We start from the raw sequence: 18,654 nt of genomic DNA, 5'->3' as shown, positions 1-18,654 counted from the left end.
TGATTATCGGGGGAGGGGCTTGCGCGGCGGGGCTCAAAAGAGTCGTCCGCGTAGTCAACAGCGACGTGTCGACGCAGGAGAACGCAGGAATTGGGCCAGGTGCCGCGAGGGGACTATCGATGGGCGAAGCTGGATGATGTTGACGCGCAGGCGTGACGAAAAAACGGCCTGTGTCGATCTGACAACACACGCCGTTCAGGCCTGCATCAAGCCTTACGCGGCCTTGGCGACAGGCTGCGCAGACTTGCGATACGTCAGCAGCACAATCCCGGTTACCACGATGATGCCACCGGCGATCTGCCCGGCGCTGAGCATTTGATCGAGCACGATCCAGCCCATCAGTAGCGTCGCCAGCGGCTCGATGTTCATCACCGGCGCGTTTCGCGGCATATCCAGGCGCGGCACCGAAATGAACAACACGATGAAGCCTGTGCCGTAGAGCACGACCAGTGTGGCGAGTGCCAGCCAGCCGGTGCTGGTTGCCGGCAGGTTCAGGCCGTCGGCGAGGGCACCACTCACGCCGGCAAGGTTGACGCTACTGAACACAATGAAGATCGTCAGCAGACTGCGCACGGAACCGCGTACCTGCGACAACTTGTGGTCGGTGATCCACAGGGCGCAGGCGAATACAAAGGCGGCGCAGAACGCCAGGGTGACACCGAGCAGCCATTGCGGGCCGATCTCTGCGCTGGCTGAGAGGCGCCCGGGAACGTCCAGCACGAACACCAGGCCTACCAGGATCAAACCCATCAGCAGTGCGGTGCGAGCAGTGGGGCGCGGGCCGCCGAATGCCCAGGTGAGCAGCGCGAGCAAAATCGGAAAGACATTCGCCACCAGTAACGCCAGCGCGACCGGCACGCGGGCCACGGCCGAGTACAGGCACAGGCTTTGAGTGGCGATGAGCAGGCCCAGCAGCACTTGCCAGCGCCATGCCCCGGACGGCAGGCGCAGGCTTTGGCGTTGCCATAGCACCAGCACGGCGAGTACCAACAAGGTACCGCCCGAGCGCATCAGAATCGCCAGCAGCACGCCGGCCCCATCATCAAACGCCACGCGAGCGGCAATGTGGTTACCGGCAAAGGCGCAGCCCATGCAGAGCAGAATCAACACGGCGATGTGCCGCGAGAACAGGGCAGGCGTGGTTTGAATGGGGGCAGGCGCAGTCATGATGGGGGCTCGAACAGTGGGCGCCATCATCGGGGACGGCGATTTATTGTTAGGACGTCGTACAACTTGCTGAGGCTTTGTAACGTGTTTGTCGCGAAGGTGCAAGGATGTCGTTTTATTCAATCAGGGTGGATTTAGGCTATCGTGCGGGCCTCGAAATCGATGTGTCTCCAGGGAGGAAAAATGCGCATTTACATCACCGGTGCCTCGTGCGCGGGCGTGACCACGCTGGGCCAGAACCTCGCAGCGCGGCTGGGCGTGCTCCATGTCGATGTCGATGATTTTTACTGGATGCCCACGGACCCGCCGTTCACCACCAAGCGTGCCGCGCCTGAGCGCGTGTCATTGATGCAGCAAAGACTCGGCGACGAAGACTGGGTGCTGACGGGCTCGTGTATGAACTGGGGCGACGAATTGATCACCCAGGTCGAGCTGATCGTCTTCGTGGACACTGCAACGCCAGTCCGCCTTCAACGCCTGGCCGCGCGTGAACAGCAACGCTTTGGCGACCGGATCGCACCCGGCGGCGACATGCACGCGATCCATGTGGCCTTTCGCGAATGGGCCTCGCAGTACGACGATCCGCACTTTGGCGGCCGCAATCGAGCCTGGCACGCGCGATGGCTGGCCAGTCAAAGCGCTGCGGTGCTGCAGGTTGACGGGACCCACAGCACCGACAGCCTGGTGGCGCAGGTCATTGAGGCGTTGTCGCTGCGCCTGGCCCCGGATTAACGCACGATTGAGTTTCCAGCGGCAGCCACCTCCGCCGTGCGGGCCTGGGAGCGCGTTGCGCGCACGGCGATCACCAGCGCCACGCCGTGAGCATCAGGTGGACGCATGGCGCTGCAGGCATGCGCCCTCGCTGCTAACGCCCGAAATAGCCAGGCAATGCTCGATCCTTTCGGGGGCCTGGAGCCTTAGTGCATGCCCTTGCTCACCACTTCCCCCGTCGCCGAATCCTCCAGCCAGATCTTCAGCCGATTCAGTCCAATGTACTGCGAGCGCGCGATGATCTTCTGCCCGGGTTTTCCCTCGAATTCCAAGTCCGCAAACATGAAGTACCGCGGCAGCCGGTACTCCAGTTGAATTGTGTAGCTGCCCGGCACCAGCACGGCGCGTTGCGGTGAGTCATTTTTGTAGTAGTAGGTCGAGAACGGAATATTGCCGACCTTTTTATCGTTGACCCGGATGATGTTCAGGTCCGGCTGCAGGTCCAGGAAGCTGCGGTCGGGCCTTCCCGCGTAGGTGTCGGTTTCGACGATGGTGTAGCGAGACTCATCGCGCGGTTCACTGGAATCCACATTCGAGTAGGCCGGCATTTCGGCGCAGCCTTGAAGGCACAGCAGGGTCAAAAACGGCAGGGCAATTTTGCGCATGAAAAAACCTGAATCCATGTCAGAAAGTACAGTCGATGATCGATGAAGGGACGCGGCAGGCTTACTCGTGTGCCGTCCATACGGCCAGTTCATAGCCGTCGGGGTCGGTGAAGTGGAACCTGCTGCCGCCGGGGAAGGCGAAGGTCTGGCGGGTGATGACCGCGCCGAGGGTGTGCAGCCGCTGTTGTGTCTCAGCGAGGTTGTCCGCATACAGGATGATCAAGGGACCACCCGGTCGAACCGGTTCGCCGGTGGTGAAGCCACCCGTGAGGCGGCCGTCGGTGAACTCGGTATAGGTGGGCCCGTAGTCGACGAACGTCCAGCCGAATGCGCCACCGTAAAAGGCTTTGCTGCGTGCAATGTCGCCGACGTTGAACTCGATATTGTCGATTTGTCGGTCTTTACCGCGAACGCTCATGGTCGCCTCCCTGGCAGATGTTTAGGGCGGCGAGTGTAACGTATCCGCCGATGCCTGGACCCTATCGATTACGCGGGCAACGCTGGGGTTCATGAGCGCTCGGGCCTCAAGCGTGAAATTTGCGCCCCAGCGCATCCAGCCGCACCGCAATCGGTGGCAACTGCTCGCTGCTGCGCGCCAAGGTTTCCACGTCATTGGCGGTGCTCTGCGCAATGCTCTGCACGGCCTGCAATCGCCCGACTATCTCCAGGTTCGCCGAGGTCTGCTCGCGGGTGGTGCTGACGATGTGGCCGTTGAGCTGGTCGATCTGCGCGATGTCGAGGCCGACCGCCTGCAGCATTTGCACGGCGACCTGGCTGTCTTGTACGCAGCGCTCCACACCCTGGCGGCTGTCGTGCATGGCCTCGACGGCTTCGCGGCTGCCTTGCTGCAGGCTTTCGATGATGGTTTTGATCTCCTGGGTGGAGACGGCGGTGCGTTGCGCCAGGCTGCGGACTTCGTCGGCGACCACGGCAAAACCACGGCCTTGCTCGCCCGCGCGGGCTGCCTCGATGGCGGCGTTGAGGGCCAGGAGGTTGGTCTGGTTGGCGATGCTGTTGATCACCTCCAGCACCGTGCCGATCTGCTCGGCTTGCACCGCCAGGCCTTCCACGGTCTGGTTGGCACCGCTGAGGCGCGAGGCCAGTTGGGTGATTTCCTGCTGGGCGCGGCCGACGCTTTCCTGGCCGCGAATGATCTGTTGGCTGGCCTTGCCGGCGTGTTCCACCGCGTGTTCGACGTGCACCGCGATGTGGCCCATGGCGTCTTCCATGCGTTGCATCGAGCCGGTCATCTGGCTGATTTCGGCCAGTTGGTGCCGCGCGCCTGTTTCCAGGGTGCCGCTGGTACTGGCGAGGGCCTGGCCGAGTTGGCCGAGGCCGTGGGAGTCGCGGGCGACGCCGTCGATCAGATGGGTGATCTGCTGCAGGAAGTGGTCGAAACGCTGGGTGAGGGACACGTGCACCTTGCCTTCACCCTGGGCGGTTGCCACGGTGAATTGGGAGGTGACGGCGAGCATTTTCTCGAGCATTTCCTGGCTTTCAACAGCTTCGGCCTGGCTGTGCACGGCCAGGTAGAGCAGGGCGATGGTTTCCATCACCACATAGAAGGCGTGGACGAACACCATGCCCCAGCCGCCGTGATGCTCCATCACGAACACCGGGAAACCCTGATGCTGCAGCGCATGGAAGACCACGTGGTGCACGGCGATGGTCAGCGCCGCGATCAGGATCGGCAGCCAATCGCGGTAAAACGTCAGCACCGCTAACAGCGCGAAGATGCCGAAGTGGGATTCGATCACGCCCTGCGCCTGGTTGATGTGCAGCGCGGCCATCACCATCAGTCCGGCCCCGAGCGCGCAACGCATGGCGCGGCGGCCGCCAACGGCGCGATACAGCGCAGTGAGCACCACGCTGGTGCCGCCGCCCACGATCACCGCCTGCAGCAGGGTGTCGTGCCAGAACGCCAGGCCCAGCGAGAACAGGAACATCAGCCAGATCAACGCCAGCATGATGCGGTCGGCCTTGCGGTAGTGCTCCAGGAAACGCGTGCGGACGGGCATTCACTCTTACTCCATGTGGACTGGCCAGGAACAAAGCATGCGGCGTGCCACGTGGGCCCGCAGGTAGAGCAAAGCAGGTATCAGGATTTTTGCAGGATCAGGGATGCCAAGAGTTTATCGGCATCCCTGTGGGGGACTTTAAGCGCGGCGAGCAGCGTGACCCACAAGGCCTATTGGGGCACGCCGTGGGCGTCCAGCCTGGATCAGAAGCTGTACTTGGCCGTCATCATCATGTTGCGCGGGGTGCCGTAGGCGTCGCCGCCGTAGCTCACCGAGTTGGCGATGGACGAATAGTAGCGGCGGTCGAAGATGTTGTTGGCGTTGAGCTGCAGGTCCAGGTGCTCGTTGACCTTATAGCCGGCCATCAGGTCGGTGACCGCGTAGGCGCCCTGTTTGAGCCGGTAGTTGCCACCGTCATTGAGCGGCACGTCGTTATACATGCGGCTCTGCCAGGAAATGTTGCCGCCGACCCGGAGTTTTTCCAGCGGGCCCTGGAAGTTGTAGCGGGTAGTCAGTTTGAACAGCTGCTCCGGGGTGTCGGTGTCGAACTGCTTGTTCACTTTCTGCGGGTTGGCGTCGTCCTTGATGGTGTGGGTTCGCGCGTAGGTGTAGCCCCCGCCGACCTGCCAGTTCTCGGTCAGGGCGCCTTGCAGCTCGACGTCGATACCCTGGCTGCGAATCTCACCCGAGGCTTCGTAGCACGTGGCCTGTGGGCAGGTTTGCGGGAAGATCTGGACGGCGCGGTTTTCCTGGTCGACGTTGAACAGCGCGAGGCTCGCATTCAGCGCACCGCCGAGGTATTCGCCCTTGATGCCGACTTCATAGTTCTTGCCGACGATTGGCTTGACCGGCGTGCCCGCGGTGTCTTTTTCGCTCTGCGGCGTGAAGATGTCGCTGTAGCTGACATAGACCGAGTGATGGTCGTCCAGCTCGTAGATCAAGCCGGCGTAGCGGGTCAGGTTACGGGTGACATGGTAGTCGCCGTCGCCATCACGGTTGTTGTAGTCATACCAGTCCAGGCGCGCGCCGAGGATCAGCTTCAGCGGGTCGGCCAGGCTCAGGCGGGTGGTCACGTAGACGCCATCCTGGGTGGTGACTTCGTGGTCGTTGTTGGTGTGCACAAAGTCCGGCTTGCCGGCCGTGAGCGGCCAGTTGGTGTCGTACGGGCTGTAGTTGTGGGTGGTCAGGTCGTAGACCCGCTTGCTGGCTCCCACTACCAGTTCGTGGGTGCGCCCGAAGGCCTGGAAAGGCCCGCTGGCAAAGGCGTCGACGCCGGCCTGGTCTTCATCGAAGGCGGCCTGGTAGACCGTCCGTGCCGGTGTGTTGTTGACCCAGCGCGACTGGTAGGAACCGGAGAACAATGCGTTCTGCTGGGCGTAGTTGGCGTTAACCTGGAGGTTCCAGTCATTGGCCAGGCGCTGGCGCAGTTCGGCGAAGACCGTGTTGATTTCCTGGTCCTTGTTTTCCCAGTCGGTGCCGGGGTTGTAGGAGCGCGGCAGGTTCAGGTGGTGGCCGTCCTGGCCGATCATCGAGGAACCCCAGAAGTAGTTGGTCTTGTCCTTCTGGTTGGAGAAACCCAGGGTCAGGGTGGTGTCTTCGCTGAGGTCGGCTTCGGTGACGGCATAGAACAGGCCGTGATCTTCCTCGACCTTGTCGATGAAGCTGTTGGCGTCTCGGTAGGAGGTGACGACCCGGCCACGCAGGGTGCCGCTGTCATTCAGTGGGCTGGAGGCGTCGAGCTCGCCACGGTAGTCGTCCCAACTGCCGGCGGCACCGGTGAGGGTGACTTTCTGCTCATCCAGCGGGCGCTTGCGGATCAGGTTGATGGCGGCTGAAGGGTTGCCTGCGCCGGTCACCAGGCCGGTGGCACCGCGCACGACCTCGACGCGATCGAACATCGCCAGGTTCGGCTGGGCACCCACGTTAACGCCGTTGTAGCCACTCGGGATGCCGTCGTACATCAGGTTGTCGATGTCGAAACCGCGTGAGGTGTAGGACTGCCGGCCAGGGCCGCTGGAGTAATTGAGGAACAACCCCGGCGTAGCGTTGACCACGTCGTTGATGCTGGTCATGGCCTGGTCGTCCATGCGCTGGCGGGTGATGACGGTGACGGCCTGTGGCGTTTCACGCATCGTCAATGGCAGCTTGGTCGCGGTTTTCATCGCACCGGTGGTGTAGGACTGCGTGCCTTCAGTGGTTTCGCCGAGCTGGCTGTCACCGGAGATTTGCGTGGCACCCAGCTCGAGCGTGGCCGCTGGCGCTTCGGTGTCGGCCGCAAAGACCGCTTGGGAGCTGGCCAGGCAGACTGCCAGGGCCATCAGGTTGAATGAAAAACCGTTACCGCCGTGTTGTTGCACAGACATGAAGCTGACTCTCCCCGAGCGCCCTCCATGGCGAATAATAAAGATGTTGATAATTATTCGCATCAGTGTGCCAGAAGCTTCTGTCGCAAAAAAGCCATTGGGGAGAATTGGTTAACGAATTTTTCACATCTGCAGCGGATGGCATTTGGCTATGCACTGCAGCAGTGACCTTTGGGCGAGGGGTCAGTCGCGTCGCGCGATCGCCACTCGGCTGGTTGCCTTGACTTCCCTCAGCGCCAGGCTCGATTGGATCGACGCAATCCCCAATTGCCGGCGCAAAACGCTTTCGACGAACTCGCTGTAGCTGTCGAGATCCGCGGCGAGCACCTGCAACAGGTAATCGGCATCGCCGGTGATCTTGTGGCACGACAGCACTTCGGGCAGGTCTCTGACCACCGCCTCGAAGGCGTCCGGCGCATGGTCGGTATGGATCGCGAAGCGCACATGCACAAACGCCAGGATGTCGAGCCCGAGCATCTTGCGGTCGAGGTTGGCCTGGTAGTCCTTGATCACGCCTTCCTCTTCCAGGCGTTTGCGGCGCCGCCAGCAGGGCGTGAGGCTCAGCGACAGGCGCTCACTCAGTTGCGCATTGGAAATACTCGCGTCCTCCTGCAAGAGGGCGAGGATGGCGAGATCAGTGTCGTCGAGAGCGACCTGTTTGGTTTTATTTTTCATGATGGGTAGCCGAAGAGGTAAAAATTCCCGATAAACCTAACAGTGGCGCAAGTAAAAGCAAAGAAAGCCCGGCTCTGCCAGAACAAAATAGAGCTGTCTTTTACTGGCGGATACCGACAAATGCTGACTGTTTTTAGTGATGACCACCGTTTGCACCATGGCACCGAACTCAAGGACGGCGTGCTCAAGCCCTCATTCGAACAACCCAGCCGCGCCGACACCGTGCGTGACCGCGTCCGGCATGTCGGGCTGGGCGATATCATCGTGCCGCGCCATTTTGATCGGGCCTGCTACGTCAACGCGCACAGCGAACGCTATGTGGCGTTCCTTGAACATGCCTGGGCCGAATGGACCGCCATCGGCCGCAGCCACGACGCACTGCCATTGGTATGGCCGGTGCGTGACCTGGCCAATCAACAGGTGCCGGAATTCATTGATGGCAAGCTCGGCTTCTTTGCCATGGACGCCGGCTCACCGATTACCCGTACCACCTGGAACGCGGTGAAAACCAGCGCTGACATCGCACTCACCGGCCTGGCCCTGATTGATGAAGGCCATCACAGCGCCTTCGCCTTGTGCCGTCCGCCGGGACACCACGCCGCCCGCGAGTACATGGGCGGTTATTGCTACCTCAACAACGCCGCGATTGCCGCGCAACAGGCCATCACCCAGGGGGCCCAGCGCGTGGCGGTGCTGGATGTGGACTTCCACCACGGCAACGGCACGCAGAACATTTTCTACTCGCGGCCGGACGTGCTGTTCATCTCGCTGCACGGCGACCCGGCCGTCTCCTACCCATACTTTTCCGGCGCCAGCAGTGAGCGCGGGGCCGGCGCGGGGGAGGGCTTCAACCTGAACTACCCGTTGCCGAAAAACACCACGTGGGCCGACTACCGGGTCGCGTTGCTCGACGCCTGCCGCCAACTGCGCGCCTTCGCTCCCGAGGTGCTGGTGATCTCCCTCGGCGTCGACACGTTCAAGGACGACCCTATCAGCCACTTCCTGCTCGACAGCCAGGACTTCGTCGGCATGGGCGAGATCATCGCCAGCGTGGGCGTGCCGACGCTGTTCGTGATGGAGGGTGGCTACATGGTCGATGAGATCGGCATCAACGCCGTCAACGTGCTGCACGGGTTCGAAAGCGCGACCGCCTGATTCCAACAACCCTCGCTGCTCGACTTTTTTTTCTGCCAAAACTCAAAAACATAACAAGAGGTTTTGTGATGAAAACAACCACGCCCGGGCTGGACGAAAAGCCTGCGTTGCAACGCACCCTGAACAACCGCCATATCCAGCTGATGGCGATGGGCGGTGCGATCGGCACCGGCCTGTTCATGGGTTCCGGCAAGATCATCGCGCTGTCCGGCACCTCGATCATCCTGATCTACATGATCATCGGGCTGTTCGTGTATTTCGTAATGCGCGCCATGGGTGAGCTGCTGCTGTCGAACCTCAACTTCAAGAGCTTCGCCGACTTTGCCGGCGCGTACCTGGGCCCGCGTGCGGCGTTCTTCCTGGGCTGGTCGTACTGGCTGAGCTGGAGCGTGGCGGTGGTCGGGGATGCGGTGGTGGTCGGCGGATTTTTCCAGTACTGGTTCCCGGACGTGCCCGCCTGGATGCCGGCCGTGGGCATGCTGCTGACGCTGTTCGCGCTGAACGTGCTGACGGTCAAGCTGTTTGGCGAAGTGGAGTTCTGGTTCGCGATCATCAAGATCATCGCCGTGGTCACGCCGATCAGTGTCAGCGTGGTGATGATTGCCAGTGCGTTTGTCTCGCCTACGGGTGTGACAGCCTCCCTGGGCCACTTGCTGGATCGACAGGCAGCGTTTCCGAATGGGCTGTTCGGCTTTTTCGCCGGTTTCCAGATGGCAATCTTTTCCTTTGCCGGCACCGAGTTGATCGGCACCGCAGCCGCCGAAACCCGTGCGCCGGAGAAGACCTTGCCGAAGGCGATCAACTCGATTCCGTTGCGCATCATCCTGTTCTACGTGCTGGCTTTGGCGTGCATCATTGCGGTGACGTCCTGGCAGCAGGTATCGCCGAGCAAAAGCCCGTTTGTGGAGCTGTTCCTGGTGGCTGGTTTTCCCGCGGCCGCAGGCATCGTGAATTTCGTGGTGCTGACTTCGGCGGCGTCGTCGGCCAACAGCGGGGTGTTTTCCGCCAGCCGCATGCTCTTCGGCCTGGCCGACCTGGGCGATGCACCGGGCATCTTTAGGCGACTGTCGACGCACAGCGTGCCGTTTATCAGCCTGGCCTTCAGCACCGTGTTGATGCTGCTCGGCCTGGTGCTGCTGTTTGTGGTGCCGGAGGTGATGACGGCCTTCACGATTGTGTCGACGGTGTCGGCGATCCTGGTGATTTTTACCTGGTCGACTATCCTCGCGTCCTATATCGCTTACCGCAAAAAACGCCCGGACCTGCATGCCGAATCCACTTACAAGATGCCCGGTGGTGTACCGATGGCATGGTTTTCCCTGGGATTCCTGGGGTTCGTGCTTTGCCTGTTGGCGCTGCGCCCGGACACGCGCCTGGCGCTGTGCGTGATGCCCGCGTGGTTTATCTGGCTGGGGATTGCCTATCAACTGTCGCGTTTTCGTCAGCGCAACAAGGCACAGGTGAATGGGGCTGCGGCGCTATGAGCTTGCCGCGTGCGGTGTTGATCAAGTAAGCGCGGCGCTGGAAGTGCTTGAGCGACTCGGCGTTGGTCATGTGCTCGGTTTCCGGGTGCAGCGGACCGTTCAGGGTCACCACATCGCAGGCCTTGGCCAGACTTTCCAAGGTTTCGTGATCGATCAGCTTGAGCTCTTTTTCCACGGCGTCCGGCAGGCGGTGACGGTGCCCACATGCATGCGTTCCACGTCGTAGGAACGACCACGCACTCGGCGGTGTTCCAGCCACCCTTGAGCACCCACTGGGGTTGATGGCAGGTAGTTGAGCTCCAGCGCCAGTACGCTCATCACCAGATGCTCGGCGACGCTGTTGCTCAAGGTATTTGCCCAGGCCCACTTCGCCGCAAGTACTGCCAGGCAACGTGCCGGGCCGAAAGTCTATGGCCTTGGGCGTCGGCACGGTCTGGCCGTCGGGGGCGCGTTACAGGTGCGGTAGGTCATCACCCTTCGCGATGTCGTAAAGGCGATAGCGAAAGGTTGCGCCTCACAGGTGGTCCGCATCGATCACCGCCCTGGCAAATGCCTCCGGGGCTTCCTGCGGCAGATTGTGGCCGATCCCACCCTTGACCAGGCGGAACTCATACTTGCCGGTAAAGCGCTTGGCATAGTCTTCGGGCGCCGGGTGCGGGGCGCCGTTGGCGTCGCCTTCGAGGGTGATGGTCGGCACGCCAATGGCGGGGGCCTGGGCGAGTTGCTGCTCCAGCCCGGCGTATTGGGTTTCGCCCTGCACCAGGCCCAGGCGCCAGCGGTAGTTGAACACGGTGATGGCGACGTGATCGGGGTTGTCCAGGCCTTTGGCGCTGCGTGCGAACGTGGCGTCGTCAAACGCCCATTTTGGCGAGGCCAGTTGCCAGATCAGCTTGGCGAAATCGTGCGTGTTTTTCTGGTAGCCGGCGGCGCCGCGCTCGGTGGCGAAGTAGAACTGGTACCACCACTGCAGCTCGGCCTTGGGCGGCAGTGGGGTCTGGCCGGCGGCCTGATTGCCGATCAGGTAGCCGCTCACCGAGACCAGCGCCTTGACCCGCTCTGGCCACAAGGCCGAGACGATATCCGCCGAGCGCGCGCCCCAGTCATAGCCACCGAGCACGGCTTGCTGGATGTGCAGGGCGTCCATGAAGTCGATCACATCGCGGGCCAAGGCCGCCGGTTCGCCGTTGCGCAGGGTCGTGTCCGAGAGGAAGCGTGTGCCGCCATAACCTCGCGCATAAGGGATCAACACCCGATAGCCCTTGGCGGCGAGCAGCGGGGCAACCTGTGCGTAGCTGTCGATATCGTAGGGCCAGCCGTGCAGCAGGATCACCGCCGGGCCAGTGGCCGGGCCGACTTCGGCGTAGGCCACCTCCAGTTGCCCGGCCTTGATGTGCTTGAGCGCACCCAAGCCTGCCTGAGGGCTCGCAACCGGCGCGCGCGCGGGCGGCTCGGGCATTTCGGCCTGCGCCAGGCCACTGGCACCGAAGGACAACAGGGCCAGGGCCAGGAACAGCGGGTGACGTGTGGGGCGACGGTTCAACTGAGCGTGCATGGCGAGCCTCCTACGGCTTGATGTGTGCCTGATGCTCAGTTGAACGTTGCGCTGTATCTGGGTTGTTTCAGGAAACCCGTCGAATCAAACGCTGTGTATCGCCGCCGGTTCCGTACACAGTGCGATACATTGCTAGAAGGCCACCTTCACGCCCAACGTGCCTTGGCGCCCGTTGAACAGGTTGCTGTCGAGGTTGCGGTCATAGCCGACTTCGCCATACAGGTTCACGCCGTTGGCCACCTCCAGCGTGGCGCCGGCACTCAGGTCGAGGGTGGTGGACTTCTGCTCGGTGTCGATATCCGTGACGTCATTGAAGGTGACGGTGTCAGTCCCGGCGCGTGAGTGCCAGACATTTGCGCGCACATAGGGCTGCAGTGGCAGGCCGCTGACCGTGTACTGGCCGCGCAGCCGCACGCCCAGGCGCATGGTAATGCGGGTGTCAGCATCGTACGAAACATCGGCGATGCCGTCGTTTTGCTTGTCCAGCCAGGTCTTGCCGACGATCACCTGGGCCTGGGGCTCGACCACCCAGTTGTTGACCAGCGCGAACGGCCAACCGACTTCGGCGGATGCGCTTACGTTGTGGCCCTGGGTGTCCATTTTCACCCCGCGATCCGACGCGTTGTTGCCGTCGAAGCGGGTGCCCATCAGGACCAGGTCGAGGTAAGCCTGGTTGGCGCCGATCAGCGTCCAATAGACCCCCAGGCTGTCACCGCGCAAGGTGGTCTTGCCGGCGTCGCGGCCTTCCCAGCCGCCATTGAAGCCTTTGACGTTGCCCCTGAGGGTGCTGTGGCCGACAAAAAAACCGGCGCGCTGGGTCTGGCCGCTGTCGCCGCTGCTGGCGTAGACGTCGCTGCCGACCTGGAAGGCGGTAACGGAACTGTCCAGCGTTGGGCTGACGGTCCCGGCGGAATGCTGGCGACTGCTGCTGCCGTACACCCGTCCCCAACCCGCCGGGAACGTACCGACCGGTTGTGGCTGGTCCTGGTCCCCCATGCGCTGGTGGTAGGTGCCCAGCATGCCCCGCACGATCTGGTCGGCAGCCGGAAACAGCGCAGCATAGATCGGCACTTCCTGGCGGTAGATCGGGATCGGCGTCAGCCCGGGGTTGGATGGCAGGGGCGGCTCACCGGGGCCCGGCACGGGCACGAGGACGGGATCGGCCGGCGCCACGGGGACGGTAGAGCGCAAGTAGTAGTTTTCTGCCGTACCGGCCGATACGCCGCCCTTGAACAGGCGATAGTCGAACGCCCCGGCGGACACCGGCCCTGCGAGGCTGAACGCGGTGCCGCTGCCGCTGGCGCCGTTGATGGCCTGGACGACCTGGATGCCGTCCTGCAGCGTAGCGCCGCCGGCCCCACCCAGGTTGCTGACGCTGATCGCGGTAGTGCCGCCGAGGGTGCCCTGGCTGACCACCAGTTTATCGCTGGGGGAACCGTCAGCGCCGAGCACGCTTTGCAGCGCGAGCCCGCCGCCGTTGCCGTTGTAGTTGCCATTCACGGTCAGCGTGTCGCTGGCGATGGCGCTGCCGCTGGTCATGTCGATCAGGCCACGGTTGTTCACGGTCACCAGCTGGCCAGCGGTGAACGCACTGATAACCCCGGTATTGACCAGCAGCGTGCTGCTGCCGTTGACCGACATCGTGCCGGTGCCGGTGTCGGCATCGCCCAGCACGAAAGTGCCGCCCAGTGTGAAGCGGGCATTGTTGTCCAGTATCACCTGTTCCCAGTTGGCATAGCGCCCGGGCGTGCTGGCCTGGGTATTGTCGAACGTCAGCGTGTCGGTGCCCGTGCCGCCATTGATCAACGCGGTGGATGACAGCTGGGTTTCAGTCAGGTTTTGCAGGAGGGCGGTGTCGTTATCGTTGCCCATCAGGATGGGCCCGCGGATTTGCCCGCCGCCGATCCAACTGAACAGGTCATTGCCGGCACTGGCCAGGATCTGCCCGTTGATGGTGCCGCCGGTCACCGTGATGATATCCGCGCCGCCACTGGTGCTGATGTTGCCGCCGATCAGGCTGGTGCCCGAGACCAGGATGGTGTCTTGGCCAAAGGCGGTCACCAGGTTGCCGATGATCGTGCCGCCGCGCATATCGAAAATGTTGTTATCGAGCTTCATGTCCACCCGGCCGATGGTGCCGCCGCTCATCAGTGCCTGGTCGCCGTCCTCGAACGCGCCGGTGATCGTGCCACCGCTCATGAAGAACTGATCGCGCCCGTCGCCCTGGGCCAATGAGGCAATGGTGCCGCCGCTCATGGAGAAACTGTCGATGCCTGCACCCTGGATGATCGCGCCGGCCAGGCCGCCGGTGACCTGCGCCACATCATTCCCCGAGCCTTGGGTCACCGAGCCGGTGATGCTGCCCAGGTTGAGGCGGAAGATATTGCTGCCGTCGCCTTGGTTCAAGTTGCCGTCGATCCCGGCGCTCGGGCCTTCCACATCCACCAGGTCATTGCCGGCGCCATAGGTCACCGCCCCGGTGATACGGCCGGTGGCAGTGAGATTCAGGGTGTTGTTGCCGCCAGTGTCGGTAAAGCCCGGCGCGGTGCCGCTGTCGCAGGCAGAGGTGTCGTCGCCGGCGGTGTTATTGATGACGCAGGCCCCGTAAGAGCTCAGTGGCGTCGCTGCCAAGGCGACCAGGTACAGCCAGGCAAAGGTCCGTGTGCGCATGATCCGTCCTCGATTGAGGGGATAATTGCCCCGGCACCTGCAACGGCAGGCGCGGGCCAGACCATGACAACGAAATGCACGATACAGATCAGGAAATACCGGTCACCTGTTCGAAAACACCGGCCAATGCAACAGGTTGGCATGGCTTTCTCGACTGCGCTTCAAGCGGCACAGTCCTGTTGCAGCATAGCCGTGTATGGACAGGGCGCCACTGTTAGAAATAACAGGTATAGACGAGTCAGAAGGATGGCGGCAGCACGATCTCGTAGGGTTCGCGCATTCGCTCCAACAACACCTGGGCGAGGATCGGCGGCAGGCCGATCTGTGGGTCGCCGGCCAATTGGCTGGCATACGCGTGGGCGGCGTGGAGTTTGCGCGCCACGCTCCACGTATCCAGGCGTACCTTGCGCGCGCGCTGCCAGGGGATCACCGCTCCTTCGCGGGCGGGCCAGTGCCAGGCCCAGATCGGTACTTCATACAGGTGCGCGCCTACCAGGCTGCAAGCCTTGGCGCTGGCACGGCCGACGGCGTCATGGTCGTCATTGCCGTCGTTGCGCCAGGTCGAAAACACCACGTCACCGGGGTGCAGGTAGCGGGCGATGAACTGGCTCAATTGCGGTTCGCGGGCGGCGAGGGCGTTATCGCAAAAGCCACCGCGAATCCACTTGAGGCTGTGCAGCGGCATGCCCAGGCGGCGCAGTGCTTCGGCGCTTTCCTGGGGCCTGACCACGCTCAGGCGGCTGGCCGGCCACACATTCGAGCCGGGGTGGCTGGCGCTGCCGTCGGTGATGGAGATCAGTTGCAGCGGGTGTTCCAGGGTGCTGAGCAGTTGCAGCAAGCCGCCACAGGCCAGCACTTCATCGCCGGGATGGGGGGCGATAATGACCACGCGTGCGCCAGGAGGCACCAGTGAATGAGGGGCGATCGGCGGGATTTGCGCCAACTGCGGTGCGCTGTTCCAGATTTGGGCGGGGCCACGGCGGCCGTCGCCTAATGAGGCAAGCTTCATGGGTGACAGATCCTTGTCAATTGATGCTGGGTCGTGCTCCGTTGACGGGACGACGCTCTTTTTACCCACCACAGGCTCCGTCGTGGTGGTTGCATGGCAATCCAACCCTGGATTGCCAGCAAGGCGTCCTCAGCATAGCCAAGGTTTGGTCGCTTTTACATTCAGTAATGGCGTTTTTTTCAAGAGGCCAGCATCAGGCTCTTCAAATAATCGCCAAAGCCGCCCTGGGCCCGCGCTTCCAGGCGTGCACTGGTGATCACCTGCGGCGAGTGGCTCCAGGCGATCGAGGCGCCGCAGCGCTCCAGGTTGCGCACCAGTTGCACATCTTCATGACAGGCCAGCGGTTCGAAACCGCCGGCCCGCACATAGGCCCCAGCGCTGATGCCCAGGTTGGCGCCGTGGATATGCCGGTGGCCGTCGCGGGCCTGGTAGGCCTGGTTGTAGCGGATCTGCGCGGCCGGGTCGAACCCTTCGCTCCAGGCGTCCACCGTGACCGTGCCGCACACGGCGTCGGTACCCAGGGCCAACTGTGCGACCAGCCAATCCGGGGCCACGCGGCTGTCGGCGTCGGTGCACGAGATCCAGCGCGCGCCCTGGTTGAGCAGATGCCGCGCACCCACCCCGCGTACGTGGCCGACATTGCGTGCCTGCACTTCCAGACGCTGCACCTGGAAGGCTTCGGCAATCGCGGCGCTGCTATCGGTGCAACTGTCGAGCACCACCAGCACTTGCACCGCTTCGCCCGCCAGGCCTGGATGGCTGGCCGCGATCAGCGCGGCGTCCAGGCACTCGCCGAGCAATGCTTCTTCATTGTGTACCGGGATCAGGATACCGATCATCGCAGGCCCTCCAGTGTGGCGACCGAGGTCGCGTCGCGGCTCCACAGGTCGAGGAGAAAGTCGTGTTCGTGATGCCGGGCAACCAGCGGCATCGCCAGCCGTTCGTGCAGCAACGCATGCACCTGCTCGGCGGTCTGCGGGCAGCCGTCGATGGGCGGGCGCCAATGGCAGGCGAGCACTTGCCCGTTGGGGGCGAGGCTGGTGAGGGCGCGGTCGATCAGGCCGCCGAGGTCATCGGCGTCGAGGTAGTAGCACAGCTCGCTGAGCACGATGAGTTCGAACTGGCCCTGCGGCCATTGCTCGGGCAGGCGGCTCTGTTGCACCTGGGCATGGGCAAAACCCAGCAGGCGACCACGGGCCAGGGCCACGGCGGCCGAAGCGGTGTCGCAACACAACAGGCGATCGCAGCGCGGTGCCAGTTCGGCGCTGAGTTCACCGTTGGCGCAACCGGGCTCGAAGATCGAGGCATACCGTGGGCGCGTCAGCATCGCCAGGGTCAGCGCGCGCTTGCGGCGCTCATACCAGCGTTGGCGAAAAGCCCACGGGTCATCGTTATCAGCGAACAGTTGATCGAAATACGGCGTGGCCACGCTCATACAAACACCACTTCAAAAGGTTGCAACAGCCGCTCGACCACGTACGGCGCCAATACAGGCGGCAAGCCGATCTGCGGATCGCCTTCCAACTGGCTGGCGAATGCATGGATGGCGTGGCGCTTGCGGGCCACGGCTTCGCAGGTCAGCGGAATCTTGTGGGCGCGGTGCCACGGCACTTGGCTGTCTTCGGGAGACGCCCAGTGCCAGGTCCAGACTGGCAGCTCATACAGCGTGGCGCCCACGGCCTGGGCCGCCTGGGCGCTCGCGCGACCGACGGCTTCATGGTCGCAATGGCCGTCTTCGCGCCAGGTGGTGAACACCACGTCGGTCGGCTTGAGGTAGCGCTGGATAAACGCAGTCAGCTCGTCCTCGCGTGCTGCCACCTGGCTGTCGCTGAAGCCGGCGCGCAGCCATTTCAGGCTGTGCAGTGGCAACCCCAGGCGGTGCAGGGCCTGCGCCGATTCCTGCGGGCGCACCACGCTCAAGCGTTCTACCGGCCAACGCCGGGATCCGGGGTGACTGGCGCTGCCATCGGTAACGGAAATCAGCTGCATGGGCCGGCCCAGCGCAGCCAGGCCTTGCAGCAGGCCGCCACAGCCGAGCACTTCATCATCCGGGTGCGGAGCGATGATCACGGCGCGATGGCCCTCGGGCACCAGCTCTTCGACACTGATGTGCGGCAGCTCCGCCATCAGGCTCGAGGCCTGCCAATGTTGCAGCGGCGTGCCCTGGCCGACGATCGGGTTGGGTCTCATAACTGCCACCTCCCTGTGGGTTCGCCGGCCACCAATTCGCCCAGGCCGGCCAGGTCGCGCTCGGCATGGCTCTGGCGCACATACACCGGCAGGTCCGTCATCAATTGGGCAAAGTGCGGGTCCTTGCAGTAAGGCCCCGCGCCCACGGCGCGGCCGACATGGCGCATGACCTGCTCGACAGCCTCCTCGATACACGCGCGGGTCTGCTGGGCCAGTTGCTGGGCGTCAGCCTTGGGGTCGCGGTCGATCTGTTCGGCGCTGGCGCGCAGTACGCAGGCGGCCCCGTTCAAAGCGCTGTCGACGGCGCCGAGGTGGGCGAGGGCATGTGGTTCCGGACGTTTGCTGCAGTGTTCGCGCAGGGACTCGGCCAGGCGTTGCGCGGCGCCGTACCAGCACGCGGCGATGCCCACGCCGCCCTGCCAGAAACCCGGACGGGCGAGGTAATCGCCGGGGCCGCCCACGGCAATCCCGAGGGCCCCGTCAAACAGCACCTCGACACTGCCGGTGGCCGCCATGCCCACGGCATTCCAGCCTTCGTTGGTGACGGTGATGCCCGGTTGATCCATCTGCACCGCCACCAACTGCTGACGGCCCTGTTCATCCCAGGCCGTCAACAAGCCATGGCTGACCACTGCCGCGCCTGAGCACCAGGCTTTGCGCCCGTCCAAGCGCAAGCGATGCCCGTCCTGGCGCGCCTGGACCCTGGCGGTCGGCGGTTCGGCCGCCCACATGCCCCATGTGCTGCCCAAAGGCGGCAGTGGGCTGTCGAGTTCGGCAATGATCGCCAATGCATCGGTATGACCTTCGAACAACTTGCACAAGCGCAGGTCGTGGCCTGCCACCTGCGCCAGGCGACTGAATCGCGCCAGGGTCTCGCCGCTGCCAGGCAGCGGCAGTTGGTCGAGGCCTTCTTCCTGAAGTGCCTTCAGCGCCTTGCCCAGGTCTTGCGTGTCCGCGTAGCCCTGGAAGCTCTGAAGGAATCCATGCAGTGCCAT

Annotated in this window: 18 protein-coding genes; 3 read left to right on the top strand and 15 right to left on the bottom strand. The window is 63.3% G+C overall.

The window, feature by feature from the left end:
* Window positions 1-213: 213 nt before the first annotated feature.
* On the bottom strand, window positions 214-1,167 hold the full coding sequence (locus JFU04_RS15635) for an EamA family transporter (RefSeq protein ID WP_201144803.1): 954 nt from the start codon (window positions 1,165-1,167) through the stop codon (window positions 214-216).
* A gap of 183 nt (window positions 1,168-1,350) precedes the next feature.
* On the opposite strand from JFU04_RS15635, the gene JFU04_RS15630 reads away from it, so the two are divergent.
* Complete coding sequence (locus tag JFU04_RS15630) at window positions 1,351-1,899, top strand: adenylate kinase (protein WP_201144801.1); 549 nt, start codon at window positions 1,351-1,353, stop codon at window positions 1,897-1,899.
* 185 nt (window positions 1,900-2,084) lie between these two features.
* Here the strand turns inward: JFU04_RS15630 and JFU04_RS15625 are convergent, their stop codons facing one another.
* The 5 genes from JFU04_RS15625 to JFU04_RS15605 form a co-directional block, all read right to left on the bottom strand.
* Window positions 2,085-2,543, bottom strand: coding sequence for a hypothetical protein (locus JFU04_RS15625; RefSeq protein ID WP_201144799.1), 459 nt, complete (start codon window positions 2,541-2,543; stop codon window positions 2,085-2,087).
* Window positions 2,544-2,604: 61 nt separating this feature from the next.
* Window positions 2,605-2,961, bottom strand: a complete 357-nt coding sequence (locus JFU04_RS15620; RefSeq protein ID WP_065908096.1) for a VOC family protein — start codon at window positions 2,959-2,961, stop codon at window positions 2,605-2,607.
* A gap of 106 nt (window positions 2,962-3,067) precedes the next feature.
* A complete protein-coding gene (locus JFU04_RS30420; RefSeq protein WP_201144797.1) occupies window positions 3,068-4,561 on the bottom strand; it encodes a methyl-accepting chemotaxis protein in 1,494 nt (497 codons plus the stop codon).
* A 203-nt stretch (window positions 4,562-4,764) separates the two neighbouring features.
* Entirely contained in the window at window positions 4,765-6,924 is a 2,160-nt protein-coding gene (locus tag JFU04_RS15610) for a TonB-dependent siderophore receptor (RefSeq protein ID WP_065908103.1), read from the bottom strand.
* Between the two features lie 183 nt (window positions 6,925-7,107).
* Window positions 7,108-7,599, bottom strand: a complete 492-nt coding sequence (locus tag JFU04_RS15605; RefSeq protein ID WP_065908104.1) for an Lrp/AsnC family transcriptional regulator — start codon at window positions 7,597-7,599, stop codon at window positions 7,108-7,110.
* A gap of 120 nt (window positions 7,600-7,719) precedes the next feature.
* Here JFU04_RS15605 and JFU04_RS15600 point away from each other — a divergent pair, with 120 nt between their 5' ends.
* Entirely contained in the window at window positions 7,720-8,754 is a 1,035-nt protein-coding gene (locus tag JFU04_RS15600; RefSeq protein WP_120448749.1) for a histone deacetylase family protein, read from the top strand.
* Between the two features lie 68 nt (window positions 8,755-8,822).
* Window positions 8,823-10,238, top strand: coding sequence for an amino acid permease (locus JFU04_RS15595; protein WP_201144795.1), 1,416 nt, complete (start codon window positions 8,823-8,825; stop codon window positions 10,236-10,238).
* Here the strand turns inward: JFU04_RS15595 and JFU04_RS30665 are convergent.
* The 9 genes from JFU04_RS30665 to JFU04_RS15550 all read right to left on the bottom strand — a co-directional run bounded on the left by JFU04_RS30665 (window position 10,156) and on the right by JFU04_RS15550 (window position 18,654).
* Complete coding sequence (locus JFU04_RS30665) at window positions 10,156-10,413, bottom strand: NAD(P)-dependent oxidoreductase (RefSeq protein ID WP_201144794.1); 258 nt, start codon at window positions 10,411-10,413, stop codon at window positions 10,156-10,158. The two genes, JFU04_RS15595 and JFU04_RS30665, sit on opposite strands and share 83 nt — an antisense overlap.
* The gene (locus JFU04_RS15585; protein WP_201144792.1) at window positions 10,392-10,586 is read right to left on the bottom strand and encodes a hypothetical protein; all 195 of its coding nucleotides are present in this window, start codon (window positions 10,584-10,586) and stop codon (window positions 10,392-10,394) included. The genes JFU04_RS30665 and JFU04_RS15585 overlap by 22 nt, the downstream gene beginning before the upstream one ends.
* Window positions 10,587-10,752: 166 nt before the next feature.
* A complete protein-coding gene (locus tag JFU04_RS15580; protein ID WP_120448747.1) occupies window positions 10,753-11,790 on the bottom strand; it encodes an alpha/beta fold hydrolase in 1,038 nt (345 codons plus the stop codon).
* Window positions 11,791-11,922: 132 nt separating this feature from the next.
* Window positions 11,923-14,460, bottom strand: coding sequence for an autotransporter family protein (locus JFU04_RS15575; RefSeq protein WP_201144790.1), 2,538 nt, complete (start codon window positions 14,458-14,460; stop codon window positions 11,923-11,925).
* A gap of 238 nt (window positions 14,461-14,698) precedes the next feature.
* Entirely contained in the window at window positions 14,699-15,469 is a 771-nt protein-coding gene (locus JFU04_RS15570) for a PIG-L deacetylase family protein (protein WP_201144788.1), read from the bottom strand.
* 179 nt (window positions 15,470-15,648) lie between these two features.
* A complete protein-coding gene (locus tag JFU04_RS15565; RefSeq protein ID WP_106803702.1) occupies window positions 15,649-16,308 on the bottom strand; it encodes a glycosyltransferase in 660 nt (219 codons plus the stop codon).
* Window positions 16,305-16,904 carry an SAM-dependent methyltransferase gene (locus JFU04_RS15560; RefSeq protein ID WP_106803703.1) on the bottom strand — a complete coding sequence of 200 codons (600 nt, stop codon included), beginning with the start codon at window positions 16,902-16,904 and terminating at the stop codon, window positions 16,305-16,307. Before JFU04_RS15560 ends, JFU04_RS15565 begins: the two co-directional genes overlap by 4 nt.
* Window positions 16,901-17,659, bottom strand: a complete 759-nt coding sequence (locus JFU04_RS15555; protein WP_065908115.1) for a PIG-L deacetylase family protein — start codon at window positions 17,657-17,659, stop codon at window positions 16,901-16,903. The genes JFU04_RS15560 and JFU04_RS15555 overlap by 4 nt, the downstream gene beginning before the upstream one ends.
* Window positions 17,656-18,654, bottom strand: a complete 999-nt coding sequence (locus tag JFU04_RS15550; protein ID WP_201144786.1) for an acyl-CoA dehydrogenase family protein — start codon at window positions 18,652-18,654, stop codon at window positions 17,656-17,658. The genes JFU04_RS15555 and JFU04_RS15550 overlap by 4 nt, the downstream gene beginning before the upstream one ends.

Source organism: Pseudomonas sp. TH21 (genome assembly GCF_016651025.1).
GTDB lineage: Bacteria > Pseudomonadota > Gammaproteobacteria > Pseudomonadales > Pseudomonadaceae > Aquipseudomonas > Aquipseudomonas aylmerensis.
This window is presented reverse-complemented; position numbering and strand designations above follow the sequence as displayed.

What these genes read in the sequence shown, in the direction of transcription:
- JFU04_RS15605 (WP_065908104.1), bottom strand. Translation starts at nt 7,599, where the DNA reads ATGAAAAATAAAACCAAACAGGTCGCTCTCGACGACACTGATCTCGCC.
- JFU04_RS30420 (WP_201144797.1), bottom strand. Translation starts at nt 4,561, where the DNA reads ATGCCCGTCCGCACGCGTTTCCTGGAGCACTACCGCAAGGCCGACCGC.
- JFU04_RS15625 (WP_201144799.1), bottom strand. Translation starts at nt 2,543, where the DNA reads ATGCGCAAAATTGCCCTGCCGTTTTTGACCCTGCTGTGCCTTCAAGGC.
- JFU04_RS15630 (WP_201144801.1), top strand. Translation starts at nt 1,351, where the DNA reads ATGCGCATTTACATCACCGGTGCCTCGTGCGCGGGCGTGACCACGCTG.
- JFU04_RS15580 (WP_120448747.1), bottom strand. Translation starts at nt 11,790, where the DNA reads ATGCACGCTCAGTTGAACCGTCGCCCCACACGTCACCCGCTGTTCCTG.
- JFU04_RS15555 (WP_065908115.1), bottom strand. Translation starts at nt 17,659, where the DNA reads ATGAGACCCAACCCGATCGTCGGCCAGGGCACGCCGCTGCAACATTGG.
- JFU04_RS15550 (WP_201144786.1), bottom strand. Translation starts at nt 18,654, where the DNA reads ATGGCACTGCATGGATTCCTTCAGAGCTTCCAGGGCTACGCGGACACG.
- JFU04_RS15560 (WP_106803703.1), bottom strand. Translation starts at nt 16,904, where the DNA reads ATGAGCGTGGCCACGCCGTATTTCGATCAACTGTTCGCTGATAACGAT.
- JFU04_RS15595 (WP_201144795.1), top strand. Translation starts at nt 8,823, where the DNA reads ATGAAAACAACCACGCCCGGGCTGGACGAAAAGCCTGCGTTGCAACGC.
- JFU04_RS15570 (WP_201144788.1), bottom strand. Translation starts at nt 15,469, where the DNA reads ATGAAGCTTGCCTCATTAGGCGACGGCCGCCGTGGCCCCGCCCAAATC.
- JFU04_RS15600 (WP_120448749.1), top strand. Translation starts at nt 7,720, where the DNA reads ATGCTGACTGTTTTTAGTGATGACCACCGTTTGCACCATGGCACCGAA.
- JFU04_RS15610 (WP_065908103.1), bottom strand. Translation starts at nt 6,924, where the DNA reads ATGTCTGTGCAACAACACGGCGGTAACGGTTTTTCATTCAACCTGATG.
- JFU04_RS15575 (WP_201144790.1), bottom strand. Translation starts at nt 14,460, where the DNA reads ATGCGCACACGGACCTTTGCCTGGCTGTACCTGGTCGCCTTGGCAGCG.
- JFU04_RS15635 (WP_201144803.1), bottom strand. Translation starts at nt 1,167, where the DNA reads ATGACTGCGCCTGCCCCCATTCAAACCACGCCTGCCCTGTTCTCGCGG.
- JFU04_RS15565 (WP_106803702.1), bottom strand. Translation starts at nt 16,308, where the DNA reads ATGATCGGTATCCTGATCCCGGTACACAATGAAGAAGCATTGCTCGGC.
- JFU04_RS15620 (WP_065908096.1), bottom strand. Translation starts at nt 2,961, where the DNA reads ATGAGCGTTCGCGGTAAAGACCGACAAATCGACAATATCGAGTTCAAC.